This is a genomic window from Staphylococcus sp. HMSC034C12 (genome assembly GCF_001835895.1).
GTDB lineage: Bacteria > Bacillota > Bacilli > Staphylococcales > Staphylococcaceae > Staphylococcus > Staphylococcus hominis.
The window spans coordinates 122,567-148,964 of the sequence record NZ_KV826307.1 but is presented as its reverse complement, the minus strand read 5'-3'; the positions used below and the strand labels follow the sequence as shown (position 1 = coordinate 148,964).

The window sequence follows — 26,398 nt, the reverse complement described above, 5'->3', positions numbered from 1 at the left end:
AATTGTGTCGTAATTACAAGCTATAAGTTTCAATTAATTGATTTAATTCTTTACGATTTGCTTCATTAAATGGTGAAAATGGACGTTTAGGTACTCCACCATCGATGCCTCGTGTTTTTAATATTTCTTTTAAAGTAGGGTAAATACCCATGCTTAAAACTGTTTCAATAATATTATTAGTATCGTGTTGAATTTTATAAGCTTCTTCAATTTTACCTTCACGAGCTAAGTCATAAATTTGACGTGCACGACGACCATTCACATTATATGTAGAACCAATTGCACCATCTACTCCAGAAATAACTGCTTGAACTAACATTTCATCAAATCCTGACAAAATCAACTTATCTGGAAATGCTTTTCTAATTCTTTCAAGTAAGAAGAAATTTGGCGCAGTATATTTTACTCCTACAATTTTTTCATTATTAAACAATTCTTTAAATTGGTTGATACTAATATTTACACCAGTCAAATCTGGGATGGCATAAATTATCATTTTATTTTGCGTTGCTTCAATAATATCGAAGTAATATTGCTTAATCTCTTCAAAAGAAAACGGATAATAGAATGGTGTTACTGCTGATAATGCGTCATATCCTAAATCTGTGGCATACTTTCCAAGTTCAATGGCCTCATTTAAATCTAGTGAGCCTACTTGAGCAATTAATTTCACATCATTTCCAACCGCTTCTTTTACAACTTTAAAGATTTGTTTCTTTTGTTCTTTACTAATTAAGAAATTTTCTCCAGAACTTCCATTTACATATAAACCGTCTAATTGTTCAACTTCTATTGCATTCTTTGCGATTTGTTTTAATCCTTCTTCTTTAACTTGACCATTTTCATCAAATGGGACAAGTAATGCTGCATATAATCCTTTTAATTGTTCTTCCATTCGAAATCCTCCAATATATGATCTGAATTTTTTATAATTTTATTATTAATTCAACAGCAATATATTCTATTTATATTTCGAATTGTAAACGCTATCATATTTTTATACAATACTATATGAAAAATATTAACAAATAATTCTAAATTCGATGAAAATAATTTTCAAATTAAAACTAGAGTACTAAAAATGATTTATAGTAGTTATAAAGAAAACTAAGGAGGTTTTTTATATGTATAAAATTGCAGTTGATATCGGGGGCACTAATATAAAACTTGCAGTAATTAACAATGAATTAAACATTATTGATTATAAAACAATTGCTACTCCAGACAATATTCACATTTTAATAACGAACGAAATATACTTAATCATTGATGCATTTATAAAAAAATATCAGCTTAAAAATCCTCACATTGGTATCTCAAGTGCTGGCGTTGTAGATTCAACTCGTGGAGAAATTGTTTACACTGGACCAACTATTCAAAATTTTGATGGCACAAATTTTTTAAATGTTTTCAAGGAATTGTCCTCAAATATAACTGTTTACAACGATGTAGATGCAGCATTACTTGGGGAGCTTTCTTTGCATAATTATGAAGAAAATAACATCTTTTGTCTTACTTTAGGAACTGGAATTGGCGGTGCATTTTATAATAAATCTATTGGAATCTATCAAGGTGCACGTCATCGAGCAAATGAAATTGGTTATTTGCTTTATCGTTCTTCCGATGACAAAACATTTGAACAAAGGGCTTCAACTTCAGCGCTAAAAGATTTAATGCTATTACATCACTTTAAGTATGACACTAACGTACCAAAATTATTTGAATTAGCTGAAGAAAATGACACTGTAGCAATCAATATTTTAGAAGAGTGGAGCCATTCAGTAGCTGAAGGTATCGCTCAATTACAAATTATCTATGATCCTGAACTTATCTTGATTGGTGGAGGTATCTCTTCTCAAAAAGATAAACTATTAAAATATATTAAGCCTAAAATTCATTATTACCTTCCGCCTCATTATGGAATAGCACGTCTTCAGACGACTCGAAGTGGTAATAATGCAGCTTTGTACGGTGCAATACAATAGTAGTTATAAACATGGAGGACTACGCATTCTAGTCCTCTTATTTATTTGCTCCCATGGTTTAGAACAACTTGACGTGTTTGTTGATAGAGTTTATGCATGTAAGGATCTCCAAGAAGAATGTAACTCACAAGATCTAATAAAAAGTGAGTTGCAATCTGTGAATTAATAAATCTTGAATCATTATTATTGGACTGCGCAGACGTAATCAGCACTAAATCTGCATTTTTAGTAATTGTGCTTCCTTCAAAATTAGTAATTACAACAACATAAGCGCCTTGATTTCGTGCTATTTTAGCCGCATCGATAAGCTCACTTGTTTCACCACTATTTGAAATTGCTACAAACATATCATTCGATGATAATAATGACGCAGAAATCTTCATTTGATGAGCATCTGTGGATACTAAACCTTTTATCCCCATACGCATGGCACGATAATAAAATTCACTTGCTGTTAAACCTGAACTCCCTAAACCTGCGAAATTCACCTGTCTACATGTTTTTAAATTATGTGCTAAGCGTTTAATTTTTTCCTCAGAAATAAACTCTCCAGTTTGTTGAATGATATTTTGATGATAACGATGTATAAGTTGTACTAATGGTGCATTTTCTACAGATTTCTCTGATTTTTCATGTTGCAAACTAAACTTCATATCTTGAAAATTATCGTAATTTAATTTGTTACTGAAACGCGTTATTGTAGCTGGCGATGTTTCAATTGCATAAGCCAATGAATTAATTGTTGAGAAACTATCATCAAGTGGATGCTTTTGTATATATTCTATAATTCGTTTATCTGTTTTTGTTAATAAATGACGACAACGCTGAACTCTATTTTCAAATTTCATTTTACAATCATCCTCTTTACTCAATTAAATAACTTATGTCTAATTTATTATAAATGAAAATATTTTTCAATTTATAATTTTAAATTGATAATAATTTTCTCAATGTTATGATATGAGTAAATCAATTCAACAGTATTGTATAAATAACCACAAACTCGATATATTCTATTTATAAATATAAATGTTACGGAGTGAATGATATGTTACCACAAGGATTAATCGTTTCTTGCCAAGCTTTACCTGAAGAACCTTTACATTCTTCGTTCATTATGTCAAAAATGGCTTTAGCTGCTTATCAAGGCGGTGCAGTAGGTATACGTGCTAACTCTATAGAAGATATTGTAGCTATTCGCAAGGAAATCAATTTACCAGTTATCGGAATTGTTAAACGAGATTACACTAACTCAAGTGTATTTATAACTGCAACTTCAAAAGAGGTAAATGAACTCATTGAAAGCGGTTGTGAAGTCATTGCTTTAGATGCTACTAAACAAAAACGTCCAAAAGAATCTCTTAAAGAACTTGTGAAATATATTAGAGAAAAAGCGCCTGATATTGAAATTATGGCTGATATCTCAACGATTGAAGAAGCTATTTATGCAGATCAATTAGGTTTTGACTATATTGGAACCACTCTAAGAGGGTATACATCTTATACAAAGGGTCATATATTATATGAAAATGATTTTGAATTTTTAAAAGAAGTACTTAATCAAGTAAACACAAAAGTCATTGCAGAGGGTAATGTCATCACACCTGACATGTATAAAAAAGTGAACGAACTTGGTGTTCATTGTACAGTAGTTGGTGGTGCGATTACACGACCTAAACAAATTACCGAACGATTTGTTGAAGCAGTAAAAAATCATTCATAAACATATGGAGGCGTTTAGATTATGAAATTGATTAATTTAAAAAACAAATCTATCGCAAGTGATTATGTAGCAGTTGAGTTATTAAAGTTAATACAAAGCACGCCGACAGCTACTCTTGGATTAGCGACAGGTAATACGATGACAGAGATTTATCCACGATTATCTGAATTATTAACGGCAAATCGTGTGAATTTAAATGATATTAAAACATTTAACTTAGATGAGTATGTGGGTCTTAATTCATCACACCCTCAAAGCTACTACACATATATGCATGAGCTGTTATTTAATCATAACGAATGGAATGAAGATCATATCTACATTCCAAGAGGAGACGCATCTGATCTTGAAGACGAAGCACATGCTTATGAACAGCGTCTATCCTCTATAGGACAACCCGATATTCAATTATTAGGTATTGGAGAAAATGGTCATATCGGTTTCAACGAACCAGGTACATCTTTTGATAGTCAAACACGAGTTGTAGATTTAACTGATTCTACGATTAAAGCAAATAGTACTCATTTTGATACGATTGATAATGTTCCAAAACAAGCCATTTCTATGGGATTACAATCTATCATGCGCGCAAAATGTATCATTTTATTAGCTTTTGGAGAACGTAAACAAGAAGCTATTGAGCGTTTAATGAATGGTCCGAAAACTGAAACATTACCTGCTTCTATTTTACAAACACATCCGAATGTAGACATTATCATTGATGATGTCATATTTAATTATTTAAACCACTAAAAAGGACAGAACTCGAGCGTTCTGTCCCTTTTAATATATTAACTTTACTTCCTATGGATGTTTAAATAATTTTAAAAGCAATGAAATAATAATACAAACTATCGCAATAATTGCGAAAGTAATCAAGAAAATTAAATCCGTTTGAGTGAAATTCACACTGATATCTGACCAACTTTTAAAAGAACTATTATAAAGCGCATTGACTACTACAACTGCTAATAAAGCAATGACCGATAACCATCCTAAAGTAGTAAAGAAATTTTTTGCACTTGGAAATCTTAAATCATTTTGCATTATCTATCCCTCCTTTACTTAGAATTCATATATTATGTAGATTTACTATGTATATACACTAAACTTCATATATATAAACCTAAAAAGATAAAGAGATACTAAATTATTCATTTTTCACCATGCGAGTAGTCTTAAAAATGATGAATGGTACCTGATTTAATCGTTGTATCTACTTGTATATGGTCGTCTACAATTACGATATCTGCATCTTTTCCTATGCTTAAGCTTCCTTTTTGCTTATCAATATTAAGTGCAATGGCTTGATTTAAACTTGCCACTCGCCATAAGTGGTCTAAACTATCATGCGTAAATTGAATTAAATTATGCAGTCCTTCATTCATTTTTAAAATACTGCCTGCAAGTGTGCCATTTTCTAAACGTGCTTCTTTCCCTTTAACAATCACATTTTGTCCACCTAAATCATACTCACCATCTTTCATACCTTTGGCACGCATGGCATCTGTAATTAAATACATGTGAGTAGCTCCTTTTTGCTTATATGCAATATCTACAGCAGCAGGATGTGAATGAATCCCATCACCAATAATTTCAGTGTTTAAACTTTGATTGGTCCATGCGGCACCAAACACACCTGGATTACGATGCTCAAAAGGTGTTGCAGCGTTGTAAAGATGCGTTACATGTTTCGCACCTCGTTCTACCGCTTCATTTGCTTCTTCAAATGTGGCAACAGTATGTCCCATTGAAAAGATGATATCATCACGCAATTCATTTAACGTCTCATGAGCACCTTCGACTTCAGGGGCAAAAGTAATGATTTTAATTAATCCTTTCGCTACCTCTTGAAAATGTCGAATTTTTTCAACAGTAGGACGTTGTACATATTTAGGGTTTTGTGCCCCTACTTTGTGTTCAGAAATAAATGGTCCTTCTAAATGTACGCCACCGATTTCAGCCGCTTCACCTAACGTTTGATTTTCATAACAAGCGACAATATTGTTCAATGCTTTTTCAATATTCTCATCAGATTGCGTCATCGTTGTTGCTAAAAATGTTGTTGTACCTTCAGACAATAATTGTTTAGCTAAATGATTTAAGCCGTCATACGATGCATCCATCGCATCTTCTCCATAGCCACCATGAATATGAATATCGATAAAACCTGGTAACACATGCTTTCCTGCTACATCTATTTGATTTAAATGACCTTTATAATCACCTTTTTGAATATCACTAATTTTGCCATTTTCTACGACAAGATACCCTTTTTCAATAACTTGTGCTTCCGTATAAATTCTTCCATTTGTAATGACATATTGAGACATGATACCCCTTCTTTTCTATAAAATTTCTTATCATTTCAAAGATATTATATCATTTCATATTGTCATCATTAGGCAATTTCTTCTTTTGGAAAAAATTTTCAAAAACGTCATTAAATGATTATATATATTCTTCTCAAACAAGACTATTCTATAAATGAAAAAGATTTGATATCAGGATAAAGAAGAAATATCAATGACAAAAAGTCTCGCGCATGAATGCGCGAGACTTTTATATACCATTTCTAAATTTATCTCAACATCGTGCCACCCTTACCTCAATTGATAAGAGTGGCATTTTTTTCATTATGCTGATTTCTATTTCTTAAAAGTACCTCCCCTTCTAATAATAAAGAAGTCGCCTTGTCAGGCGCCTTTAGTTTCCAACGTGAGAAATGGAGGTGAATGACATGATATATCACGAAATCATTACAGAACTCAATAATCTAAATGAAACGCCACAAACGATAATCGCTCAATATGAACGTATTGAATTTGGTCAATCATGCACTAACGATGAAACATTATTAAACTGCAATTTCACTAAAATCTTTCACAAATTGAATCAAAATCATACACTACGCCCTTATTTAAAACTCATATCGACTAATCCATCTGAATTAATAGAATGGTTCATTCTTTATTCATATGTCCTGGGAAATGACTAGGTTAGACACGATATAACTAACTTAAATTTTCAAATTTAAATAGTACGCCATTTAAAGCGAAAAATACAATTTTTATAAAATAAAAACTTTTAAAGAAATGACCTATCATGTCTAAGGTCGTTTCTTATAATAAATTTAGGTTTTGTGAAAGGAAGCTTTCGCCTATGGAACAAGCATTTAGAGTATTAAATATCTACGATAAATTATTAAAAAATGAAACAGTCAACAAATTAGAACTTGCAACAGAATTTAATGTGAATCCTAGAACGATTCAACGAGATATAGATAATATTCGACATTATCTATATGAATCAACGCTGCACTCAGATCTTGAGTTACAAATTCAATTTGAACAAAGTAAAAATAGCTACTTTATTAAACGTTCTCCTAAATATTCACATCAAGATGACTTACGTGTTCAAGTGACATATGAAGTGACATTTAAGCTATACGAAACGTTAAAAATACGTGATGACATTAAAATTTTAAATAAAAACGATAAAACATATGACGTTCAAATGAATTTAAATCCTAATGAAGCAATTGACTTGTGTTTTCAATATCATCGCTCGTTACGATTGATTTCTCCTGATCATCTATTAAAACAATTCACCGTAGAACTTATCAAACTACAAATGATTTATCTAAGAAATGAAGTATGACCTCATAACATGTAGGTTGTAATATATACATCCTACATGTTCATTTTAAAAATTTTATTAAGGAGCTGTTACTATGAAAAAATTCAAACCTTTCCTCATCATAATGAGCTTAGCAATATTCACTTTTTCACTGACAGGATGTAGCCAAAGTATCGAACATAAAAAAGATATTTCTATTAAAGATATTATTAATGATAAAAAGGAACACCTTTTATATACCGTAAGTAATTCCAATGGAGAATCAAAAGTAGATTGGATATACCTCACGAAAGCCGGCAAGATGAAAATGATTGCATTCGATGATTCTTTAGAAATTCCACCTAGCTTAATTAGTAAATTAGATACCAACGAAGTTAAAAAAACCTTAGATAGTAAAAATGTTGACTATGAGGAAACACCTTACCGAGATGTTAAAAGTTATATTGAATTAACCACGGATAACGGAGAACCTTTATTCACACTACTTTCTACAAGTAAGATTTCTAAAAAAGATTTTCAAAATGATATTAGCAAGGCTATGGATAAATCTGCTACCAATAAAGATAGTTTTATGTTCTACACTAACGTTGAAACAGGTCAATCTCAATATCCCACTAAAAATGTAGAGTATATTGGAACCTTTACAGCGGATCCTTCAACACTTAGAGGAGATGATGCAGATGATGAGGATTATAAATATACAATGATTAAATTAGATAATAAAGATCAAAAACTCGTCGACCTCTCACCTAAAGATAAAGACGTTACACAAGTTAAATTTTCAGATTTCAATATGGAGTAAGGAGTAGTCAATATATGTATCAAACAAAAGAACAATTAATGTCAGATATCGCATTATTAATTAAAGCGCACGATCAAGAAAAATCTCAAGATAGACTTATTCGTCAAGAAGAAAAAGAGATAAAACACTTAATATTAAAACAAGTTAAAAAGAAAACCATGTTAATGCTATTATTACCGAGTCTTGTGATGATACTCATATCATTGTTTATCTATCACTCAACTAGCCTTATGATGATTGGACTCATTTTACTTATCGTCTGGTTCGTCAAAAATAAAAATATCAGACCTGAAAACAAATCAATTACTAAATCGAAAGGATATAAAAAAGCTGAAAAAGAGCTTAAAGATCAACCCGATATTCAACAGCATCAACATAATATTCAACGTCATCAACACACATTAACTGATATACACCACACTGTAGCAGCTTCTAAAGCCCAACAACGTATTCCAAAAGCTTATACTCACATTCATTCTTTACGTTCAATGTTTAGTTATCTTTATAACCAACGCGCTGATACTTTAAAAGAAGCCATTAATTTATATGAAACAGAATCACATCAAGCACGTATGGAAGGGCAACAACAACAAATTCTTTCTACTGTTACTCAAACAAGTGTAGATGCTAAAGCAGCAAAATACGCGTCAGAATTAGCAGCATCCAATTCCCAAGCATCTGCAATATGGGCAGAAAGAGCGGCACATAGCGCTAGAGCAGCCAATGAAAATGCCGCAGAAGCTTCTCAAAATGCAAGTGCAGCAGCAACTCATGCGTATAAAGCAAGAAAAAATACTGAAAAATAGATATTAAATAAAACACCTTCTAACCAAAACTGCTAGAAGGTGTTTTATAATATGTTCACTACCCGTCTATCTCAAATCCCATATCTTCAATCATTTGGTAATCAAGCTCATTAGGTTGTCCGCCTGTTACTAAATAATCGCCTACAAAGATAGAATTGGCTGCTTGAAGTGCAGTTGCTTGAAGTGAACGTAAATTGACTTCACGACCACCCGCAATTCGAATTTCTTTAGTAGGATTAATCAATCGAAACAGAGCTAAGATACGTAGACACTTTGTTGGAGATAACAAGTCTAACCCACCAAACTTGGTACCTTTAATCGGATGTAAGAAGTTTACTGGAATACTGTCTGCATCAATCTCTTTTAACGCAAATGCCATATCGATAATATCTTCATCTGTTTCTCCCATGCCACAAATCACACCAGAACATGGTGAAATATTATGTTCTTTCATAATTTCAACCGTATTCACTCTATCTTCATATGTATGTGTTGAAACAACTTCCTCATGGTAACGTTCACTTGTATTTAAATTATGATTATAGCGATCAACACCGGCTTCTTTTAATTGTGTCGCTTGTTCATCATCGACTAAACCTAAACACGCACAAATTTTAAGTTGTGGATGAATAGCTTTAATATCTTCTACCGTATCACAAATATGATTTACTTCTTTATTCGAAGGACCACGTCCACTCATTACAATACAATACGTTCCAATTTTATGGTCTGTCGCGACTTGTGCCCCTGCTTTAATTTGTTCTTGGTCCACTAAAGCATAACGTTGTTTTTCTTTCATTTTGACAGATTGACCACAGTAACCACAATCTTCCGGACATATGCCACTTTTCGCGTTTAAAATCATATTCAGTTTTACTTTTTTACCGTAATAATGTTTTCTTACTATATAGGCTTCATTTAATAATTCAAACGTATCAATCGTTTCGTCTTGAAATAGACTTAGACACTCTTCTTTAGTTAACGCTTCTCCATTCAATACACGTTCTGCTAGATTTAATGTCATGATGTTTGTCACTCCTATCTTTTAAAATACACTAATAAAACTCATAATTGTAAACTTTATATAATAATAAGTTTACATTATTCTTTGATTAAATCAAAGGATGTTTTAAAATGAAATGGTCTATGAATATAACCTCAGACAATCCGAAGTAGAACTTGTAACTATTAGATATTTGAGTAACTCATAAAAAAACTTGAGCCTACATATGTAAAATACATATATTAGGCTCAAGCGATTTAATATAACTATTTATTTTGTAATACGTGTACCAATTTTACCTTCTAGCGCATCATTTAAACCTGATAAAGAAGTAATCAACACACTACCTTTGGGATTCTTTTCAATAAATTGAAGAGCTGCTTCTACTTTTGGCAACATACTGCCTTTCGCAAATTGATTATCGGCAATATATCCTTTCATATCATCGACTGTGACGTCACCTAGTCCTTCTTGATTGTCTTTTCCGTAATTAATATAAACATAATCAACAGCTGTTAAAATAATTAATTGATCCGATTGTAAATGAGCTGCAAGTAATGCACTTGTCTTATCTTTATCAATGACTGCATCGACACCTTGATAACGACCACTTTGTTCCTTAACAACTGGGATACCGCCACCACCAGCTGCAATGACAAGCGTGCCATGTTTAATGAGTGTTTCAATACTATCAAGTTCAACAATATTAATAGGTTGAGGAGAAGGCACAACGCGACGATACCCACGTCCTGCATCCTCCATAAATGTATATCCTTTTTCTTGTCTCATTTTATCTGCTTGTTCTTCTGTATAAAATAAGCCAATAGGTTTCGTTGGATGTTGAAACGCTGGATCATCGCTCGCTACTTCGACTTGTGTTACGAGTGTTACAACTTCTTTATTGATACCTAAAGTATGGAGTTCGTTAAGTAAGCTTTCTTGCATTTGATAGCCGATATACGCCTGACTCATTGCGCCACATTCAGGGAATGGGAAAGGTGGGCCTTGTTCATGTTCCGCTGCATAATTTAACCCTAAATTAATACTTCCCACTTGTGGTCCATTCCCATGACTAATGACAACTTCATATCCTTTGTTTATTAAACCAACTAATGATTTAGCTGTTCCTTTTACAAGCTCTAATTGTTCTTTCGGTGATTCTCCTAAAGCATTACCACCTAATGCGACTACGATTTTAGACATCCATAGGTCCCCCTTTTTCTCTATTCGCCTAAAGTTGCCACCATTACTGCTTTAATCGTATGTGCTCTGTTTTCGGCTTCTTGAAAGACAACAGAACGATCACTTTCGAAGACCTCATCTGTGACTTCCATTTCATTCAAACCATATTTTTCTTTAATTTGTTTACCAATTTCTGTTTCTGCATTATGGAAAGCAGGTAAACAGTGTTCAAAAATGGTATGTGGATTGCCTGTTTTTTCTATTAATTCTTTTGTTACACGATAAGGTTCTAATAATTTAATACGTTCTTCCCAAGTATCGTCAGGTTCACCCATCGATACCCACACATCTGTAGCAATCACATCCGATCCTTTCACCCCTTGGTCAATATTGTCAGTCACTAAAATAGTACCGCCGTTTTTATCAGCCAATGACTGACATGTTTTTAGTAACTCATCTTTAGGTCTTAACTCTTTCGGACACACAAGATGGAATGTCATTCCCATAATAGCTGCGCCTTGCATCAATGCATTTGCCATATTATTGCGTCCATCACCAATATATGTGAAATGAATGTCTTCATAAGGTTTTTTTAATACTTCTTTTGCAGTTAAAAAATCAGCAAGCACTTGTGTTGGATGATCTTCATTCGTTAAACCATTCCAAACCGGAACACCAGCATATTCTGCAATTTCTTCAATAGTACGTTGAGAAAATCCGCGATATTCGATACCGTCATACATACCACCTAAAACACGAGCCGTATCTTTAGCCGTTTCTTTTACTCCCATTTGTGTACCTGTAGGCCCAAGATACGTCACATGAGCACCTTGATCATAAGCTGCTGTTTCAAACGCACAACGTGTGCGTGTAGAATTTTTTTCGAAAATTAAAGCGATATTTTTACCTTTAAGTTTTTGTTGTTCAATACCAGCATATTTTGCACGTTTTAAATCTTCAGAGAGATTAAGTAAGAATTCCATTTCTTTTTTTGAAAAATCAAGTAATGTTAAAAAATTTCTATTTCTTAAATTTTGCATCTTAGCCCACTCCTTTGTCAGAGATTTAGCATTTAAAATTCAATACACATGATGTGTATGAACGTTACAATATGTGTAACTTTTTATTATATTATTACACAAAAAACATAAGATAGAAAATTTAAAACATACAACAAAAAACTTCTTTGCCATATTTTGACAAAGAAGTCACTCATATTTATGCTGTTTTAACTTTTCTTTTTGCTTCACGATCTATCATATCTTGTTTTGTAACAATCGGATATTTTTTGAATACAAGAGAACCAAGAAAACCTGCTAAACCACCCACAATTGCCATTACAACACCATAGATAATCACTTTCATTGGACTATTAAAACCAAACATCACTAAGAATCCTGCAATGGGTGTTGCTGTACCTGTCGCATCATTGATCATACCAGATAAAGCGATAATTAAACCTGCAACAGCTCCTCCAAAGAAGTTTGTCACATACACTGGTATCGGATTAGCAGAGACAATATCAGCTTGAGATAACGGTTCAATACTTACTGAAATCGTTGACTTACGATCTCCTAATTTTAAACGATGGAACAGCGTACCATTCATAAATGCCGAACTAAATGCAGCCATAGCACCAATGGCCATTGGCACGCCAGTTAAACCAAGTAATGCGGTTAAAGCCATTGAACTTAACGGTGCTGTACCTACAACAGTAATAATGCCTCCAAGAATAATCCCCATAATAATTGGATTTGTGTCCGTACTACTTTTAATAATGTCACCAATTTTTAGTAATGTATTATTCACTACTGGCGTTAAACCCGTCGCAATTAAACGTGCAAGTGGTGCAAGAAGAACGATTGAACCAATAAGATCCACACCATCTGGAACATATTTTTCTGTATATTTCATAAGATAACCTACAATATATCCAGCAAAGAAGCCTGGAAGTAAGTCTAAGCCACCACAAGCAGCTCCGATAACTAATGCATACACAGGTGAAACACCAATAGCTAAGGCAGTTAACCCAGCAGCAGCGACACCACCAAGACCTCCCGCAGCGTCACCTAGTTGTTCTAAAAATTTAATACCAAATACTTCTCCACCTACATATTTGTTAAAAGCTTCTACTAAAAATGTCGCAATAGCTGCGTTGGCTAAAGCTCCCATTGCACGCATACCACTAGGTGCTTTATATGTAAATAACGTAAAAATCACTAAGACTAAAACTAAAAACAACGTACCAATTAATAAATCCATAATCTACTGTCATCTCCTTATATTTAATTTAGATGTGAGGTATGGCTTCAAATCAAACAATATCTCACTACTTACTTTCTTCCTTAGTAGACAGTTTACTAAAAAACGAAATATATTTCACGGAATTTTTTAAATTTTTAAATTAAATTGAAAAATTTGTTTATTTTTTACTTAATTACTTCAAAATATATCTATCTTACACATTATGAAATGATCGACAAAATGATATAAATATACAAATGAAATAATCTGTAGTTATAACTTATCTTGAATATATTTATTAAGTCACTCACTTCCTTTTAAATATGTGATATGACGTGTTAAGCACATTCTGTGTGTGATTTTAACTATTACATTTGTCATAATAACAATCGATTATAACTGCTCTTTTATTATGCAAAAAGCTGAGACGATCAAACGTCTCAGCTGTATGACATCTATATTATTGTTCTATTAATGAAAAGTTTATTAATTTATTCCATTAACATAACTTTTGATAATCATAAATGATAATAAATATTATTTATTGTTAACTTAAACTTAGAAAAGGAGATGGCAAAAGTAGATAAAAAGACTTTTAAAATAACATTAGTTGGAGTTTTGATTTTATTGTATTTTTTATTTTCATTAAGCGACAATTATAGTATCACCTTACTTTGTTTATCAGCTATTATTTTAGGTACAATTATTCATTTTTTAGTAGAATTTATTGGTAATTATCTATATAAAAATAAAAAGTAGATTATATATTCATGTCTAGAAAAGCCCTTTTGTATCTTTATTCTGTTAATAAAATAAACAACAAATGTCCTAAAATAACTAAGATAATAGTCATTAAAATAATACTGATTGTTGCTATTATTTTTATTGTTCTTCTACTAAAGTCAGTATTAGTATAAATCGAAAAATAGAACATTACCAAGTATCCAACGAACATGCCATACATAGATAATAAAAAATTCCATTCAATATCCATATATCCTCCACGCATTAAAGCATACGTTCCTATAATTATAAAAAATAAAATAAGTTGGTATATAAAAGTTATCATTTATCTATTAGCCTCCTACATTAGTATTATATTTTTAGATTGGTAGCAATCTTTAGATAATGTTCTGAACTAATAGCAGAGATTGGCAACCTAAAGAACAATTAAAAAAGTTATAATACAATAATACTGGAGATGTGATGACATGAGTACAAATAAAAAAATATATTTTCTTTGTTTCATATTATCTTTTATTATTTATATATTTTTACCTACCAACTTTTTTATTACTCGTTTATTCGTTATTTTTCCTTTATTATTCTTAGGTGCATTTTTATTTTCTTCGAACAAAAAAAGTTAGCTACAAGTGTAGTTAACTTTTTTACTATCTCTCAATCTTAAAGAAAGGATAAAAATGGATAATAATTAGTTTTATAGTGACGGAACTTCTGATAATTATCACTTATGTTAACTGCTTATTTAATAATATTAATTGAAATGGTCCAATCAATATTAGAATACATCTATATCTCTATTTTCTTTTAATTAAGTGCTCTTTTTAAAATTATCATAAACGCTGATATAACAATACTTATAGTTAATATTGAATAAGAATTTATCGATACTATAACCTCTAATATTGCATACTATTTACAATTGTTACAAGACCACTTTAAATTGTCTGAATACTATTATTTTAGTTGATTTCATAGGCTTCAGTCGACGTCAATGCTATAAATAGGATTGATTTTTTTATCCAAATCCTATTTTTCCTATTACTTTTTAACCTGTTTATTATTCTATAAATCTCTCTAAATGCTCTAAAAAAGTATCTTAAAATTTCAAATAGTGGTTAGCTATATTTTTTACTTTATAACAGAACCAGAATAAGCATATATATTTAGGGTATATATAAGTAATAGACATCTAAATAATAAGTAATAGGAGGCTGGTGTAGATGTTCAAAAATATATTATTACCCTATGATTTCGAAAATGATTTTAGTGCTATCCCTGACTATTTAGAAAAAGTCACCGATGAAGATTCAGTTGTTGTAATTTATCACGTTGTAACAGAAAATGATCTTGCAATTAGTGTCAAGTATTATAATAAGCATAAAGAAGATATTATTAGAGAAAAAGAAAAAAAACTCACTCCATTTTTACGTGAATTAGAAAAAAGAGATATTCAATATAAAATAGATGTAGATTTTGGGCATATTAAAGATACAATCTTAGAAAAAATTACTTCTAAAGATATAAATAATGGTGAATTTGATTTAGTAATTATGAGTAATCATAGAGTCGATTTGAATATTAAACATGTTTTAGGAGATGTTACACATAAGATTGCTAAAAGAAGTTCTGTCCCAGTACTAATTGTTAAATAAACATAAGAAGTAAGAAATTTATTAATTCAAAAAGCCTAAATACTCTCTCGATTTGTGAGAAAGTATTTAGGCTTTTTTATTTTTTTAATTTTGGTTTGTGATTTTTTAGATTATTTTTTGATTAGTCATTCTAAAAAAGATTAGACACGCATTTATGCCGAGAAAATTTATTGAAGTTGAGAAGAACTCTTAACTAAACTTGTAGACGAATGTCGGCATAGTGTGAGCTATTTTACTGAAATTTATTTTGTTAATAAGATCCATGTTAAATGTCCCAGGATAAAAATAATAATAATCGTTAACATAGAACTGATATAGGCTATTATTTTTATTTTTCTTTTACTGAATTCTGAACTTTTATAAACTGAAAAATAAAACATAACGAGAAAACCGAAAAATATCCCACACATGATTATTAGAATATCCCAACTAATATTCATGTAGCCTCTGTGTATTAATCCATAGGTTACTAAAATTAAAAAAAATGAAATAAATTGTCTTATGACAGGTATCATTTACTAGCCTCCAAAATAAAACAATTGGAATAAAGCAACATTGATGTTAGGTAAATAAGTTATAAATAAAATCTGTAAAGTATGTCTCTAAAAATGCTGCGAGTATGTATAAAGGCAAAGCAATTAGAAAATATATTTTAAGTAAATTACTAAAAGCTAATACAAACGAAAAATTCTGTTTTTTATTCTTTCTAAAAAGATTACTTATTTTTCTAATGATTGTTTTATTTAATTTATATAAACCACTGATAACAAAACACATTGCGAATGTTTCAATTATTGCATGTGGTATAGAAGATAAAACCATAAGAAGACCTTTATTAAAATCAAAATGGATTGCGAAACCAAATGCAATTCCTGTAATTATACTTGTGGAAACTATATTTAAAAAATATAGAAATGGTATTGGGATTAAAGAAAAGATAAACATTTGAAATGGGACTCGGATGGCATTATTTAATATATATTGCCATAGTTTATTTAAACCTTGTGCATTATCAAGACTAGAAGGTACTTTATTTGATATATTTTTAAATGTTTCAAATGATGGATTGAATATAATTGATAGAGTGAAACTTAGTAATAAAAGACTTGTTGCTATTATGAATATTTTTAGTGATCTTTTGAAATAATTTTCGTCTTTGATTTTTAACATGATCTACTCCTTTTTCTCTTGTTTTTTAAAACGAGTGAAACGAGTTTCTTCTTATCTTGATTATAAGTTTTCATTTATTCTCATTGACGTACATTTTGTATCTTTATTTAGTCTTACATGCATAAAAAACGGGCAATTTAATTCGTCTATTTTTTTTAGACTTTTATGATAATTTTGTATACCTATACATACTTCAAAGTTAATTTTACAGTATAAATTAACAAAAAAGAGCATTCTTCATGAATTATTTTTTTAATTTTTTTAAAAAGTATAAATGAACATTGTATATTACTACTGCGCTTATTAGCATAATTATTGTATAAAGTATCGTACCTAAAATATCATGGTGTTTGATAAAACATATTTTTTTAACAATGCGGCTACGATAAAGATCATTATACAGTTAATTACATGAAAAGTAGTATTAATGGTTACTTTTTTGTTTTTCTTCATTAAAAAAACTCCTATTTCTCAAATAAGTGATTAGAATAATAAAGTAAAATCGTTAGTTGTTATTTGATTAATCTTATTTGTATTATCTATATTAAAACGAATATTCTCAATTTGTATCTTTATTCTGTTAATAAAATAAACAACAAATATCCTAAAACGATCACAATTATAACAATTTTATTAACACTGCCTATATTACCCTACTCTACTGAATAAAACGCCTTCTGAAGGGTAAATACAAATGTGAAGAAAATTAAATCAACTTTTAAAATAGATAAAGAAGAGCGGAAATGCTCAACCAAAGGAGGACTTCACTATTATGAAATACGTAGTAGTCGGAACATCACATGCAGGCTATGCTGCAATAGAAACATTATTAATATCAGATCCAGAGGCGGAAATCGAAGTATTTGAAAGTGCCGAGACACCTTCATTCTTATCTTGTGGTATTCAAAGTTATTTAGAAGATGTTGCACCATCATTACAATCCTTGCATTATGCAGATGCAGAATCGTTAAAAGAACAAGGCGTGAACTTGCATCTTCAAACAACGGTAACGGATTTAGATACTCAAAATAAAACCGTGACTATTAAAAAAGATGGCAACACTTCAGAAGTCTCTTATGATAAATTATTCTTAAGCCCAGGCGCTGTACCAAACGAACTACCAATCAATGGCATCAACGAGTACAATAATGTCTTATTTATGCGTGGTGAAGAATGGGCCGGCAAAATCAAAGAACGCATGCAACATGCGAAGAAAGCCATTGTAGTCGGCGGCGGTTATATCGGTATCGAAGCAGCCGAAGCCTTTACCAAAGCCGGCATCGATACAACACTTATGGATGACCACGATCGTATTATCAACACTTATTTAGATAAAGAATTTACAGATATTTTAGAGAAAAACATTGCCGAACACGGCTTAAAATTCAAAGGAAATGCGAGCGTTAAAGCCTTGAAAGCAGACGATAACAACAATGTCACAGCCGTAGTCACAGATGACGGCGAATACGAAGCAGATACAGTATTATTTGCTGTCGGCGTTAAACCTGCAACAGAATGGTTAGACGGCAAAGTTGAACTCGGTAAAAAAGGCATTATCAAAATCAACGACCGCTTAGAAACATCAGAAAAAGACGTTTATGCAAGTGGCGACGCAACGCTTATTCCATTTGCGCCTATCAACGAAGACCGCTATATTGCACTTGCAACTAACTCTCGTCGTCAAGGTTACGTAGCAGCACGCAACATGGCAGGCAAAGACATGAAGATGCCACGCGTTTCAGGCACATCTGGTCTTTCTTTATTCGATTACAAATTCGGTCAAACAGGCGTACATGAAACAGAAAAAGACAGTTACGACGGCAACTTAGGAGCAAAATATATCGAAGTACCTGTGCGTCCTAAATTCCGTCAAGACGATACAACAGTTCATCTTAAAATCATGTTCGATGAAGATACACATCGCATTCTGGGCGGACAAATTATGAGTACGGAAGACTTAGTAGAATCTATCAACACACTATCGGTTGCAGTCAATGCAGGCTGGACATTAGAAGAACTCGCATTAGTCGACTTCTTCTTCCAACCAGACTTTAACCGTCCATGGAACTACTTGAACATCCTAGCACAACGCGCACTAGGCGACGATGTCTTCCCTAAAGACAAACAACTCTTCTAAACCCTTACGGACAAAAAAAGGTGCGTCTCTCCTCAGGGAGATGCACCTTTTTAATGAGCTTAATACTATTTCAAAGAGACTCCAACCCTTTGAAAGCATATAAAAGAATCGATAAGTCTGCATACCCACTCATCGATTCTTACTTTATTTAGAGATACATTTCTTTAATGTGGCGAGTTTGATTAACCTTCTTTTCTTTTTCCAATTCTTCACGATTTGCTTGATTTCACTAGTAGCTTTTTTCATTTTTAAATACCTTTATTTTTAAATTTAAGGGGTATTTCAAAGATTTAGAGGTAATTTTATATAAGCTCTTAAAACGCAAATATGAGTCAAATAACTGTATTTTAAGTACACCAACTAAAATTTGAACAAAACCAGTGAATAATTTTTTAGACACTGTCCATTTATATACAAACTTAAAAGTTAGTATGAAAAGTGGTCAACCATGTCGGTTGAGCGCTATCATTCCCACAGAAACAAAAAAGCATAAAAAACGTAAAAAACCTATAACATCAAAGTTTAAGAGTACTTTTTCATCTTTACTAGCCACTCATAGTTTCAAATCATCAAATTAATAAATAAAAATATAGCTATTAATGTTTATTAATTTGGTTTCATTATAAGCTATATTTTCAATAAATGTCTCAACAACAGGCTTAAAATATATATAATATACGAAATAACTTCCTATAAATCACTGATTATGTCAAACAAATTAAAAGGTTTAAACATTGATTTAACAGCGTTTAAGTCTTTTCTTTACTACTGTTTATTCCTCCTTTATATACCATTGATCTGACACTTTATTATCTATTTTTATTAGTTAATATTATATAGATTTATTCTGTTAGTAAAATAAACATTAAATAGCCTAAATGACCAAGATAATAGCCATTAGAATAATACTAATGGTTGGTTTTTGATTCTTCTTTTTATTGAATATAGAACTTTTATAGACTGATAATAAAAAAAATTCATTTATGTAAATATTATTTTTTGTTAATTTAAATTTAGAGAAGGAGATGAGGAAAATAAATAAAAAGACTTTCAAAAACACTTTTAAAACAACATTAGTTGTAATTTTGATTTTATTGTATTCTTTATTTTCACTAAGCGACAAATATAGTATTATCTTACTTTGTTTATTAGCTATTATTTTAGGTACAATTATTCATTTTTTAGTAGAATTTATTGGTGACTATTTATATAAAAAATAAAAGGTGGACGCAAATTCGTTCTAAAACTTTATGATCACATTCGTGTATAAAATTTTAATCACTCAAAAATCAACTAAGTATTTTATTAGTTAAATGCTTTAGTTTTTATATTTTTATCTTTTAAAAATGTTTCTACTTCTTTTTGTTTTTTTCCATTTACGTCTTTTTTATATTGTTCATTAATTGAATTTATTTCATCAATATCTTTTATAGATAGATTATCTGAATTAGAATTTTTATTTACTTTTTGTATTTGTGTATTCAATTTTTTTAAGTACTGATTAGCAGTTGTTATATAATCTTTAGTTTTAAACACTCCATCTTTATATCCATTTGGTAAATTAGTGTTTTGAATAAAGTTAGAAAAATTACTATCATTTTTATCATTCATTTCAGTTAATGAATTTAATTTTTTTAACTCATTTTTATTTAAGTTATCTTTATTACTTAAACTTTCAATATTTTCAATTAAAGCATGATTTATATCTAAATATTTTGAAACACTCTTTTTAATTTCTTTTTTACTGATATTTTCATTAATTTTACTAGATGAAAATACTTGTTTAGGTATTGCTGGTAGTTCATTTTTATTAGAAGTTTGATTTTTTGATTTTTCTGTAGAGTTACCACAAGCAGTTAATGAAAAAAATAAAAGAGAAACCATTATTAACACAAAAAATTTCTTTAAATTCATTTAAAATTCTCCTTTTTTAAGCTTTTCTTTATTCTTACCAATCTTTTTCAAGTTGTTTTAAAAATTCTTTTCGATTATATTCTAAATCTTGATCGTACTTTTCACTTTGAACTTCTCTCATATCTCTACTTTTATTTAATCAATTAGGCGTTTTCTCTCGACTTCTCCCTTGTGGCTCCTTGCGGTTAGGTTTTCGGTTTTTCCTAAGAGTATCGTCGCTAACCACAAATGTATCTCGTTCACTCATTCATTCTCACCACGCTTTCTTCGAAAGTTATTACTTAACGTAACCTAAGCATATAAAACATGCAAAGGTTATTTAAGTAATATAGTGGTTTGGAGTACTGGCTTTTCTAGCCACATACATGGTAGTGTCTCCGGCTTGTTGGGGGAACATCTCCAAGTCCCTTAGGATTTTTTCTCACGAAAAAATAGTGGCTAATTGCTAGCCACCATTATAAAATTTTATAAATAAATAATAAAAAATGTAAATTAGATGTTTAAATAGAATATGATTTTTTGTTAAGGTTTAAATATAAAAATATTAGGAGGCTAATCAAGAAGATTACAAAATCAATCAAAATATAGCCAATATTATTTATGATAATCTCGAAAGAAATGATAATGGTGAATTACAAATTATTGATAAAGAATATTTAAAGAATGAACTAAGCAATTCTAGTTTAGATGTTACAGTTAATGATGTTGAGAACTATGTGAATCAATATAATAAAACTATGCAAGGAAAAAATGGTAAAAAAGCGAAAGAAAATTTAGTAGCTTTTAAAAAAGAAGTTGAAAAACAACAAAAAAATAGTACAAGTACGAGTAATAGAGATGCTTGCGATGCTATAACTGTAACTGGTTTTGCTCATACTACAGCTACATCAAGAGCAATGGTAACATTAGGAGTTAGCGGACCTGTTGGCTGGGGAGTCGCAGCAGGAATGGGAGCGTTATATGCTGGAGAATCTATTGCTTGTAATCATGCGTAGGTGAAAAGATGAAAAAATTAATAGATAAATATTTTTTCACTATAAGTCAAGCAACTATCTTATTTATTTTTGCAATTCCAATGACAAACTTAGTGATTAAAAGTCTTTTACTTTATATTTTATTATTTATTATCTTAATTGGAAGTACATTTTTTATTGAACGTGATTTAAGTAAAGAATACTCACTACAGGAAAAAGCAAAAAAAATGTGCTTCACATTGTTACCTATTAATATAGTAGTTGTTCTTATATTCTTTATATTTATACTTTAATATTATAATGAATATATAAGATTAAACTATAGCACATCAAATATTAAAATATTTGATGTGCTATATATTTTGTGGGAGAAAAAATATGAAAAAGAGTAACGTAATTTTAATAATATGTCTTGTTTTTATTTTAGTAGGATGCTCAAAAAGAAAATAATTATTTATGGATACTACAAGTGCCCTTATTGTAAAAAAGTAGAAACTAATATTGTGCTTAAATTACAAAAAGATTATCTTGATAAAGATAAGGCTGATTATAAATTTGTAAATATGGCATTCTTAGGTAAAGATGCAATCAAAGAATCTAGAGCTGGTCATGTAGTTCAAAATATTGCCCCTAACCGTTATTTAGAATTTCAAAAATTAATTTTTTCAAAACAACCTAATCATGAAAATGAATGGTTAACTGAACAATTAATTGACCGACAAATTGATAAACTCAATATTAGTGATAAAAAAGCAAAAAAAATTAAAAAAGACTATAAAACTAAAAATAGTCAATCTTGGAAAGATGCTCAGAAAGATATAAAACTTTATAAAGATAAAAAAGTTAAAGAGGCGCCAACTGTTTATGTAAATGGTAAAAAATTGAAAGATCCTTATAGTTATACAGAATATAAAAAGTATTTGAAGTAATTAATTTAAAAAAGGTAATCATATTGATGAATTTTCAAAAATCGATATTAAAAATATATTAGAAAAAATAGCTGAAATTGAAGAAACACTATATCAAAGAAATGAATAAGTTATACAAAGATACTACCCATAATCATCAGTTATGTTAAACTCTAACAAAAACTAAATTATCAGAAGAATTATCTAGGGTATTAAACATAGGTAAATCAATTTTCTATCGCCAATAGTATAAACATCATCCATATTAATCTGAAGATAGCTACATAATTCTTTAACAGCATAGCCTTTATTTGTATAAGGCGCCATAAACTCTATTAAATATGGTTTGTTTTGAGGTTTCTATGTTTAATCATTTAATTTTTCATTATATAAATCGAATAATTATAAAAAGTCATCATACTTTTTATTTTTTAAAAATATTTGAAAATTTAATAGTAATCCAATTATAAGATCAAATATCATTATCATTATAATCAAGGCAACTATAATCACTGTGACACTCGTTACATAACAAGCTAGTAATCTCCAGATAAAATTGACATTTTCACCAATTCCATAACTTAACATATTACAAAGTAGTAAAAGAATAATAATACCTATACTGTAAATTAAAATTGTCAGTGTATATTTTTTAATAACTCTATTAGGAAACAATAGTTCATCTATTAGGTTCTTTTTCACCAGTATCTCTCGTTCAATTCTATCTTTGTCACAGATTTTGATTTTACTATTTTTTATTTTTTCCTCTAATAAAATAACCTCGAACGATCTGCTAATTTTTAATAAATATGCAGGAAAAGCTAATGTTAAGCATAATGTAATTAATTCATTTACATTGTTCATGTAACTTATAAAATAGATGAAAGTTGCTACTAGTGCTCCTAAAAATATAGTTATATTAAGTTCTACATCAAATATTTTAAAAATATCTGCTCTATTCATCAGTTAATCATCCTTTCAAGGTTTATTAATACTAATAAATTATTAGATATAGGTATATCATATTATTAATTTAAGAAATTGTCTTTTATAATTTTACTTAATAATAAAAAAGTAGAACCATTTAAAATTAATGGTTCTACTTTTTAACTATTACTAATTTTAAAAATAAACTAATCTACAATATCTAAAAATATATGTTTAGTACTATTTTTGTTTAGTTATATCAAGTGATTTGGGAATTAACAAATAGACAACTATTGAAATGATAATCATGATAATCCCACCTACTAAAGCAGTTGCTACAAAAGCATCATTAAATGATGTTACAGCCTCGTTTGCAAGCTGTTTTATCCCCGTAGCTTTAGCTACTTCGACAGCGCCCACTACAGATTCTTCAGCTACATGAGCTAAATCTCCAACTATACCTTTTGATGAAAAAGATGAAATATCTAAAAATACACGATAAAGCATAGAAGATAGGCTACCAAGTACTGCTACACCAAAAACATTTCCAAGGTCATACATAGACTCTTCAACAGCAGCTGCATTACCTGCTTTTGATGTAGGTGTTTCTAACATTATTAGAGCAGATGCAACTGCTAGTGAAGCCGTACCAGCTCCAACTAAAATTAATGCTAAAGCCATTGTAGAATATGATAATGGATGACCAAAGAAATACATAATAAACATGCCAATGGCTGCAATTCCAATTCCGGAAGGTAACACTATTTTCGGTCCAAATCGCGCCGCTAATCCGGGTGCAATTGGTGCAAACACCATATCTCCTATTGCCATAGGTAATAGGTATAAGCCAGCTTTAAAAGGAGAAAGTTCTTCCACAACCTGTAACCATTGTGAAGCTAATAACAAAACAGATGTCATTGCAAACATTGTCATAAATGCAGCAATTGTACCAGCTGAAAATGATCTCTTTTTAAAAAGTCTTACGTCTAACATTGGATCAGAACTTGATAAATTACGTTTAACAAATATCACTATCATGGTAATTGCTAATACTATTACAACCCATGGAATAATATCTGCTAGTCCTTCTTTTGAAAATTCTTTGATACTCCATACCAGTCCAATCATGCCTGCAATTGATAAAATTGTAGAAGGAATATCCCACGAGTGAGACTTTTCTTTTGATAACTTAGACTCTGGTAATAAAAATAAACCTGCTACAACTGCTATTATCACAAACGGTACATTAATTAAAAATGCCGAGTGCCATGAAAATTGCTCAAGTAAAGCTCCTCCGATAATTGGTCCAAAAACAGCACCTATCGATGAAACGATTGACCATACAGCTAATGCAGTGGCCCTTTCTTTAGGGTTTTCAAAAATTACTCTTATCATTGAAAGAGTAGTTGGCATTATTAAAGCACCTGCAATACCAAGTAAAAATCGAATAGCTATTACGAACTCTGCACTTTCTGCGAAAAATATAGCTAATGAAACAAGGCCAAATAAAGCAAATCCAGTTAATAATGCTTTTTTTCTTCCCCATTTATCAGCAAAGGCACTCAATGGAATTATAAAGCCAGCTAAAACAAGAGAGTATATATCAACTATCCATAACTGTTGGGTACCAGAAGGCTCTAACTCTCTTACTAATTCCGGTAAAGCCATAATTAATATTGTCATATCCATTGTAACAACAAACAAACTAACAGCTAATACTACTAGTGCAGTCCATCTTTTTTTTGATGTCATCATATCAGTAGTTTTTGTAAAAAATGAAATCATTTAAGTTCCCTCCAATCCTTATAGACCGTTCGACCGGTCTATAAGGATTATAATCTATTTTTTTACATATTACAACAAAAAATCTTGCGAAATTTAAATGGCTGTATTGTGTTATACAATTATTCTTTGAATTTTTTGTGCTATCATTGATAGTACTTAATACTCATTAAAGGCGTGATGAACTTGAAAGATAAAATACTAGGTGTCGCAAAGGAATTATTTATAAAAAATGGATATAATGCCACTACTACTGGAGAAATTGTTAAATTATCAGAAAGTAGTAAAGGGAATCTTTATTATCACTTTAAAACAAAAGAAAATCTATTTTTAGAAATTTTAAATATAGAAGAATCTAAATGGCAAGAACAGTGGAAAAAGGAACAAATCAAATGTAAAACTAATAGAGAAAAATTTTATTTATATAATGAACTATCTTTAACAACCGAATACTATTATCCACTTCAAAACGCAATAATTGAATTTTGCACTGAATATTATAAAACTAATAGCATTAATGAAAAAATGAATAAATTAGAAAACAAATATATAGATGCTTATCATGTAATTTTTAAGGAGGGTAATTTAAATGGCGAATGGTGTATTAATGATGTTAATGCTGTTAGTAAAATAGCAGCAAACGCTGTTAATGGAATTGTTACCTTTACACATGAACAAAATATTAATGAAAGAATTAAACTTATGAACAAGTTCTCTCAAATTTTTTTAAATGGACTTAGTAAATAATTATATATATATTCTTGAAATACCAATAAATATTATTTCTAAATTACGTTCATTATTGA

At 30.3% G+C, this 26,398-nt stretch carries 26 protein-coding genes and 2 pseudogenes; 14 read left to right on the top strand and 14 right to left on the bottom strand.

Going from position 1 to position 26,398, the window contains the following annotated elements; translation table 11 throughout:
* Nucleotides 1-13: 13 nt before the first annotated feature.
* Nucleotides 14-895 (bottom strand): N-acetylneuraminate lyase, encoded by an 882-nt coding sequence (locus HMPREF2629_RS01660; protein ID WP_017175530.1) that lies wholly within the window; start codon nt 893-895, stop codon nt 14-16.
* A gap of 229 nt (nt 896-1,124) precedes the next feature.
* On the opposite strand from HMPREF2629_RS01660, the gene HMPREF2629_RS01655 reads away from it, so the two are divergent.
* Entirely contained in the window at nt 1,125-1,985 is an 861-nt protein-coding gene (locus tag HMPREF2629_RS01655; protein WP_070813103.1) for an ROK family protein, read from the top strand.
* Nucleotides 1,986-2,026: 41 nt separating this feature from the next.
* On the opposite strand, the gene HMPREF2629_RS01650 is transcribed toward HMPREF2629_RS01655, so the two are convergent.
* A complete protein-coding gene (locus HMPREF2629_RS01650; protein ID WP_049334876.1) occupies nt 2,027-2,833 on the bottom strand; it encodes a MurR/RpiR family transcriptional regulator in 807 nt (268 codons plus the stop codon).
* A gap of 200 nt (nt 2,834-3,033) precedes the next feature.
* Here HMPREF2629_RS01650 and HMPREF2629_RS01645 point away from each other — a divergent pair, with 200 nt between their 5' ends.
* On the top strand, nt 3,034-3,708 hold the full coding sequence (locus tag HMPREF2629_RS01645) for an N-acetylmannosamine-6-phosphate 2-epimerase (RefSeq protein ID WP_070813102.1): 675 nt from the start codon (nt 3,034-3,036) through the stop codon (nt 3,706-3,708).
* Nucleotides 3,709-3,729: 21 nt separating this feature from the next.
* Nucleotides 3,730-4,461 (top strand): glucosamine-6-phosphate deaminase, encoded by a 732-nt coding sequence (gene nagB, locus HMPREF2629_RS01640; RefSeq protein ID WP_070813101.1) that lies wholly within the window; start codon nt 3,730-3,732, stop codon nt 4,459-4,461.
* Nucleotides 4,462-4,512: 51 nt separating this feature from the next.
* On the opposite strand, the gene HMPREF2629_RS01635 is transcribed toward nagB, so the two are convergent.
* Both HMPREF2629_RS01635 and nagA read right to left on the bottom strand, forming a co-directional pair.
* The gene (locus HMPREF2629_RS01635; protein ID WP_017175592.1) at nt 4,513-4,755 is read right to left on the bottom strand and encodes a hypothetical protein; all 243 of its coding nucleotides are present in this window, start codon (nt 4,753-4,755) and stop codon (nt 4,513-4,515) included.
* Nucleotides 4,756-4,886: 131 nt separating this feature from the next.
* Entirely contained in the window at nt 4,887-6,041 is a 1,155-nt protein-coding gene (gene nagA, locus HMPREF2629_RS01630; RefSeq protein WP_017175591.1) for an N-acetylglucosamine-6-phosphate deacetylase, read from the bottom strand.
* Between the two features lie 407 nt (nt 6,042-6,448).
* Between nagA and HMPREF2629_RS01625 the strand changes: the two genes are divergently transcribed.
* The 4 genes from HMPREF2629_RS01625 to HMPREF2629_RS01610 all read left to right on the top strand — a co-directional run bounded on the left by HMPREF2629_RS01625 (nt 6,449) and on the right by HMPREF2629_RS01610 (nt 8,955).
* Nucleotides 6,449-6,706, top strand: a complete 258-nt coding sequence (locus HMPREF2629_RS01625) for a hypothetical protein (protein ID WP_017175590.1) — start codon at nt 6,449-6,451, stop codon at nt 6,704-6,706.
* A gap of 164 nt (nt 6,707-6,870) precedes the next feature.
* Nucleotides 6,871-7,368: an HTH domain-containing protein gene (locus HMPREF2629_RS01620; protein ID WP_017175589.1), complete on the top strand. Its 498-nt coding sequence runs from the start codon at nt 6,871-6,873 to the stop codon at nt 7,366-7,368.
* Nucleotides 7,369-7,441: 73 nt separating this feature from the next.
* Nucleotides 7,442-8,149, top strand: a complete 708-nt coding sequence (locus HMPREF2629_RS01615; protein WP_048680361.1) for a hypothetical protein — start codon at nt 7,442-7,444, stop codon at nt 8,147-8,149.
* Nucleotides 8,150-8,163: 14 nt separating this feature from the next.
* The gene (locus HMPREF2629_RS01610; RefSeq protein ID WP_048680358.1) at nt 8,164-8,955 is read left to right on the top strand and encodes a hypothetical protein; all 792 of its coding nucleotides are present in this window, start codon (nt 8,164-8,166) and stop codon (nt 8,953-8,955) included.
* A gap of 58 nt (nt 8,956-9,013) precedes the next feature.
* On the opposite strand, the gene bioB is transcribed toward HMPREF2629_RS01610, so the two are convergent.
* The 4 genes from bioB to HMPREF2629_RS01590 form a co-directional block, all read right to left on the bottom strand.
* Nucleotides 9,014-9,979 carry a biotin synthase BioB gene (gene bioB, locus HMPREF2629_RS01605; RefSeq protein WP_017175586.1) on the bottom strand — a complete coding sequence of 322 codons (966 nt, stop codon included), beginning with the start codon at nt 9,977-9,979 and terminating at the stop codon, nt 9,014-9,016.
* A gap of 249 nt (nt 9,980-10,228) precedes the next feature.
* Entirely contained in the window at nt 10,229-11,161 is a 933-nt protein-coding gene (gene arcC, locus HMPREF2629_RS01600; protein ID WP_070813100.1) for a carbamate kinase, read from the bottom strand.
* Between the two features lie 20 nt (nt 11,162-11,181).
* On the bottom strand, nt 11,182-12,180 hold the full coding sequence (argF, locus tag HMPREF2629_RS01595; RefSeq protein ID WP_048761618.1) for an ornithine carbamoyltransferase: 999 nt from the start codon (nt 12,178-12,180) through the stop codon (nt 11,182-11,184).
* A 178-nt stretch (nt 12,181-12,358) separates the two neighbouring features.
* The gene (locus tag HMPREF2629_RS01590; RefSeq protein WP_231451771.1) at nt 12,359-13,360 is read right to left on the bottom strand and encodes a PTS sugar transporter subunit IIC; all 1,002 of its coding nucleotides are present in this window, start codon (nt 13,358-13,360) and stop codon (nt 12,359-12,361) included.
* On the opposite strand from HMPREF2629_RS01590, the pseudogene HMPREF2629_RS11260 reads away from it, so the two are divergent.
* Nucleotides 13,320-13,403, top strand: a pseudogene (locus tag HMPREF2629_RS11260) (hypothetical protein); the annotation flags it as partial. The gene HMPREF2629_RS01590 and the pseudogene HMPREF2629_RS11260 overlap by 41 nt on opposite strands.
* Before the next feature lie 777 nt (nt 13,404-14,180).
* On the opposite strand, the gene HMPREF2629_RS01585 reads toward HMPREF2629_RS11260, so the two are convergent.
* Nucleotides 14,181-14,453 carry a hypothetical protein gene (locus HMPREF2629_RS01585; RefSeq protein ID WP_017175582.1) on the bottom strand — a complete coding sequence of 91 codons (273 nt, stop codon included), beginning with the start codon at nt 14,451-14,453 and terminating at the stop codon, nt 14,181-14,183.
* Nucleotides 14,454-15,348: 895 nt separating this feature from the next.
* On the opposite strand from HMPREF2629_RS01585, the gene HMPREF2629_RS01580 reads away from it, so the two are divergent.
* Nucleotides 15,349-15,780, top strand: a complete 432-nt coding sequence (locus HMPREF2629_RS01580) for a universal stress protein (RefSeq protein ID WP_048680008.1) — start codon at nt 15,349-15,351, stop codon at nt 15,778-15,780.
* Nucleotides 15,781-16,341: 561 nt separating this feature from the next.
* Here HMPREF2629_RS01580 and HMPREF2629_RS01570 read toward each other — a convergent pair.
* A complete protein-coding gene (locus tag HMPREF2629_RS01570; RefSeq protein WP_049415249.1) occupies nt 16,342-16,950 on the bottom strand; it encodes a stage II sporulation protein M in 609 nt (202 codons plus the stop codon).
* Nucleotides 16,951-17,722: 772 nt separating this feature from the next.
* On the opposite strand from HMPREF2629_RS01570, the gene HMPREF2629_RS01565 reads away from it, so the two are divergent.
* Nucleotides 17,723-19,087 carry an FAD-dependent oxidoreductase gene (locus tag HMPREF2629_RS01565; protein WP_049434678.1) on the top strand — a complete coding sequence of 455 codons (1,365 nt, stop codon included), beginning with the start codon at nt 17,723-17,725 and terminating at the stop codon, nt 19,085-19,087.
* 1,305 nt (nt 19,088-20,392) lie between these two features.
* On the opposite strand, the gene HMPREF2629_RS01560 is transcribed toward HMPREF2629_RS01565, so the two are convergent.
* A complete protein-coding gene (locus HMPREF2629_RS01560) occupies nt 20,393-21,001 on the bottom strand; it encodes an NDxxF motif lipoprotein (RefSeq protein ID WP_048679962.1) in 609 nt (202 codons plus the stop codon).
* Between the two features lie 716 nt (nt 21,002-21,717).
* On the opposite strand from HMPREF2629_RS01560, the gene HMPREF2629_RS01555 reads away from it, so the two are divergent.
* From HMPREF2629_RS01555 to HMPREF2629_RS01545, 3 genes are all read left to right on the top strand, one after another.
* Entirely contained in the window at nt 21,718-21,996 is a 279-nt protein-coding gene (locus tag HMPREF2629_RS01555; RefSeq protein ID WP_231098523.1) for a hypothetical protein, read from the top strand.
* A gap of 8 nt (nt 21,997-22,004) precedes the next feature.
* Nucleotides 22,005-22,268 carry a hypothetical protein gene (locus tag HMPREF2629_RS01550; protein WP_048679959.1) on the top strand — a complete coding sequence of 88 codons (264 nt, stop codon included), beginning with the start codon at nt 22,005-22,007 and terminating at the stop codon, nt 22,266-22,268.
* 114 nt (nt 22,269-22,382) lie between these two features.
* Nucleotides 22,383-22,904, top strand: a complete 522-nt coding sequence (locus tag HMPREF2629_RS01545) for a DsbA family protein (RefSeq protein ID WP_079335512.1) — start codon at nt 22,383-22,385, stop codon at nt 22,902-22,904.
* 183 nt (nt 22,905-23,087) lie between these two features.
* Here HMPREF2629_RS01545 and HMPREF2629_RS11345 read toward each other — a convergent pair.
* From HMPREF2629_RS11345 to qac, 3 genes and pseudogenes are all read right to left on the bottom strand, one after another.
* A pseudogene (locus HMPREF2629_RS11345) lies at nt 23,088-23,222 on the bottom strand (HAD hydrolase family protein); the annotation flags it as partial.
* Nucleotides 23,223-23,285: 63 nt separating this feature from the next.
* The gene (locus HMPREF2629_RS01540) at nt 23,286-23,846 is read right to left on the bottom strand and encodes a hypothetical protein (protein ID WP_001077893.1); all 561 of its coding nucleotides are present in this window, start codon (nt 23,844-23,846) and stop codon (nt 23,286-23,288) included.
* Between the two features lie 204 nt (nt 23,847-24,050).
* Nucleotides 24,051-25,595 carry a QacA/B family quaternary ammonium compound efflux MFS transporter gene (gene qac / locus HMPREF2629_RS01535; protein ID WP_002449598.1) on the bottom strand — a complete coding sequence of 515 codons (1,545 nt, stop codon included), beginning with the start codon at nt 25,593-25,595 and terminating at the stop codon, nt 24,051-24,053.
* Between the two features lie 177 nt (nt 25,596-25,772).
* Between qac and qacR the strand changes: the two genes are divergently transcribed.
* Complete coding sequence (qacR, locus tag HMPREF2629_RS01530; RefSeq protein ID WP_001832666.1) at nt 25,773-26,339, top strand: multidrug-binding transcriptional regulator QacR; 567 nt, start codon at nt 25,773-25,775, stop codon at nt 26,337-26,339.
* Nucleotides 26,340-26,398 lie beyond the last annotated feature (59 nt).

Bases quoted from the DNA above. Each gene is read 5' to 3' on its own strand.
- HMPREF2629_RS01660 (WP_017175530.1), bottom strand. From the start codon at position 895: ATGGAAGAACAATTAAAAGGATTATATGCAGCATTACTTGTCCCATTT.
- HMPREF2629_RS01655 (WP_070813103.1), top strand. From the start codon at position 1,125: ATGTATAAAATTGCAGTTGATATCGGGGGCACTAATATAAAACTTGCA.
- HMPREF2629_RS01650 (WP_049334876.1), bottom strand. From the start codon at position 2,833: ATGAAATTTGAAAATAGAGTTCAGCGTTGTCGTCATTTATTAACAAAA.
- HMPREF2629_RS01645 (WP_070813102.1), top strand. From the start codon at position 3,034: ATGTTACCACAAGGATTAATCGTTTCTTGCCAAGCTTTACCTGAAGAA.
- nagB (WP_070813101.1), top strand. From the start codon at position 3,730: ATGAAATTGATTAATTTAAAAAACAAATCTATCGCAAGTGATTATGTA.
- HMPREF2629_RS01635 (WP_017175592.1), bottom strand. From the start codon at position 4,755: ATGCAAAATGATTTAAGATTTCCAAGTGCAAAAAATTTCTTTACTACT.
- nagA (WP_017175591.1), bottom strand. From the start codon at position 6,041: ATGTCTCAATATGTCATTACAAATGGAAGAATTTATACGGAAGCACAA.
- HMPREF2629_RS01625 (WP_017175590.1), top strand. From the start codon at position 6,449: ATGATATATCACGAAATCATTACAGAACTCAATAATCTAAATGAAACG.
- HMPREF2629_RS01620 (WP_017175589.1), top strand. From the start codon at position 6,871: ATGGAACAAGCATTTAGAGTATTAAATATCTACGATAAATTATTAAAA.
- HMPREF2629_RS01615 (WP_048680361.1), top strand. From the start codon at position 7,442: ATGAAAAAATTCAAACCTTTCCTCATCATAATGAGCTTAGCAATATTC.
- HMPREF2629_RS01610 (WP_048680358.1), top strand. From the start codon at position 8,164: ATGTATCAAACAAAAGAACAATTAATGTCAGATATCGCATTATTAATT.
- bioB (WP_017175586.1), bottom strand. From the start codon at position 9,979: ATGACATTAAATCTAGCAGAACGTGTATTGAATGGAGAAGCGTTAACT.
- arcC (WP_070813100.1), bottom strand. From the start codon at position 11,161: ATGTCTAAAATCGTAGTCGCATTAGGTGGTAATGCTTTAGGAGAATCA.
- argF (WP_048761618.1), bottom strand. From the start codon at position 12,180: ATGCAAAATTTAAGAAATAGAAATTTTTTAACATTACTTGATTTTTCA.
- HMPREF2629_RS01585 (WP_017175582.1), bottom strand. From the start codon at position 14,453: ATGATAACTTTTATATACCAACTTATTTTATTTTTTATAATTATAGGA.
- HMPREF2629_RS01580 (WP_048680008.1), top strand. From the start codon at position 15,349: ATGTTCAAAAATATATTATTACCCTATGATTTCGAAAATGATTTTAGT.
- HMPREF2629_RS01570 (WP_049415249.1), bottom strand. From the start codon at position 16,950: ATGTTAAAAATCAAAGACGAAAATTATTTCAAAAGATCACTAAAAATA.
- HMPREF2629_RS01565 (WP_049434678.1), top strand. From the start codon at position 17,723: ATGAAATACGTAGTAGTCGGAACATCACATGCAGGCTATGCTGCAATA.
- HMPREF2629_RS01560 (WP_048679962.1), bottom strand. From the start codon at position 21,001: ATGAATTTAAAGAAATTTTTTGTGTTAATAATGGTTTCTCTTTTATTT.
- HMPREF2629_RS01550 (WP_048679959.1), top strand. From the start codon at position 22,005: ATGAAAAAATTAATAGATAAATATTTTTTCACTATAAGTCAAGCAACT.
- HMPREF2629_RS01545 (WP_079335512.1), top strand. From the start codon at position 22,383: ATGTCTTGTTTTTATTTTAGTAGGATGCTCAAAAAGAAAATAATTATT.
- HMPREF2629_RS01540 (WP_001077893.1), bottom strand. From the start codon at position 23,846: ATGAATAGAGCAGATATTTTTAAAATATTTGATGTAGAACTTAATATA.
- qac (WP_002449598.1), bottom strand. From the start codon at position 25,595: ATGATTTCATTTTTTACAAAAACTACTGATATGATGACATCAAAAAAA.
- qacR (WP_001832666.1), top strand. From the start codon at position 25,773: ATGAACTTGAAAGATAAAATACTAGGTGTCGCAAAGGAATTATTTATA.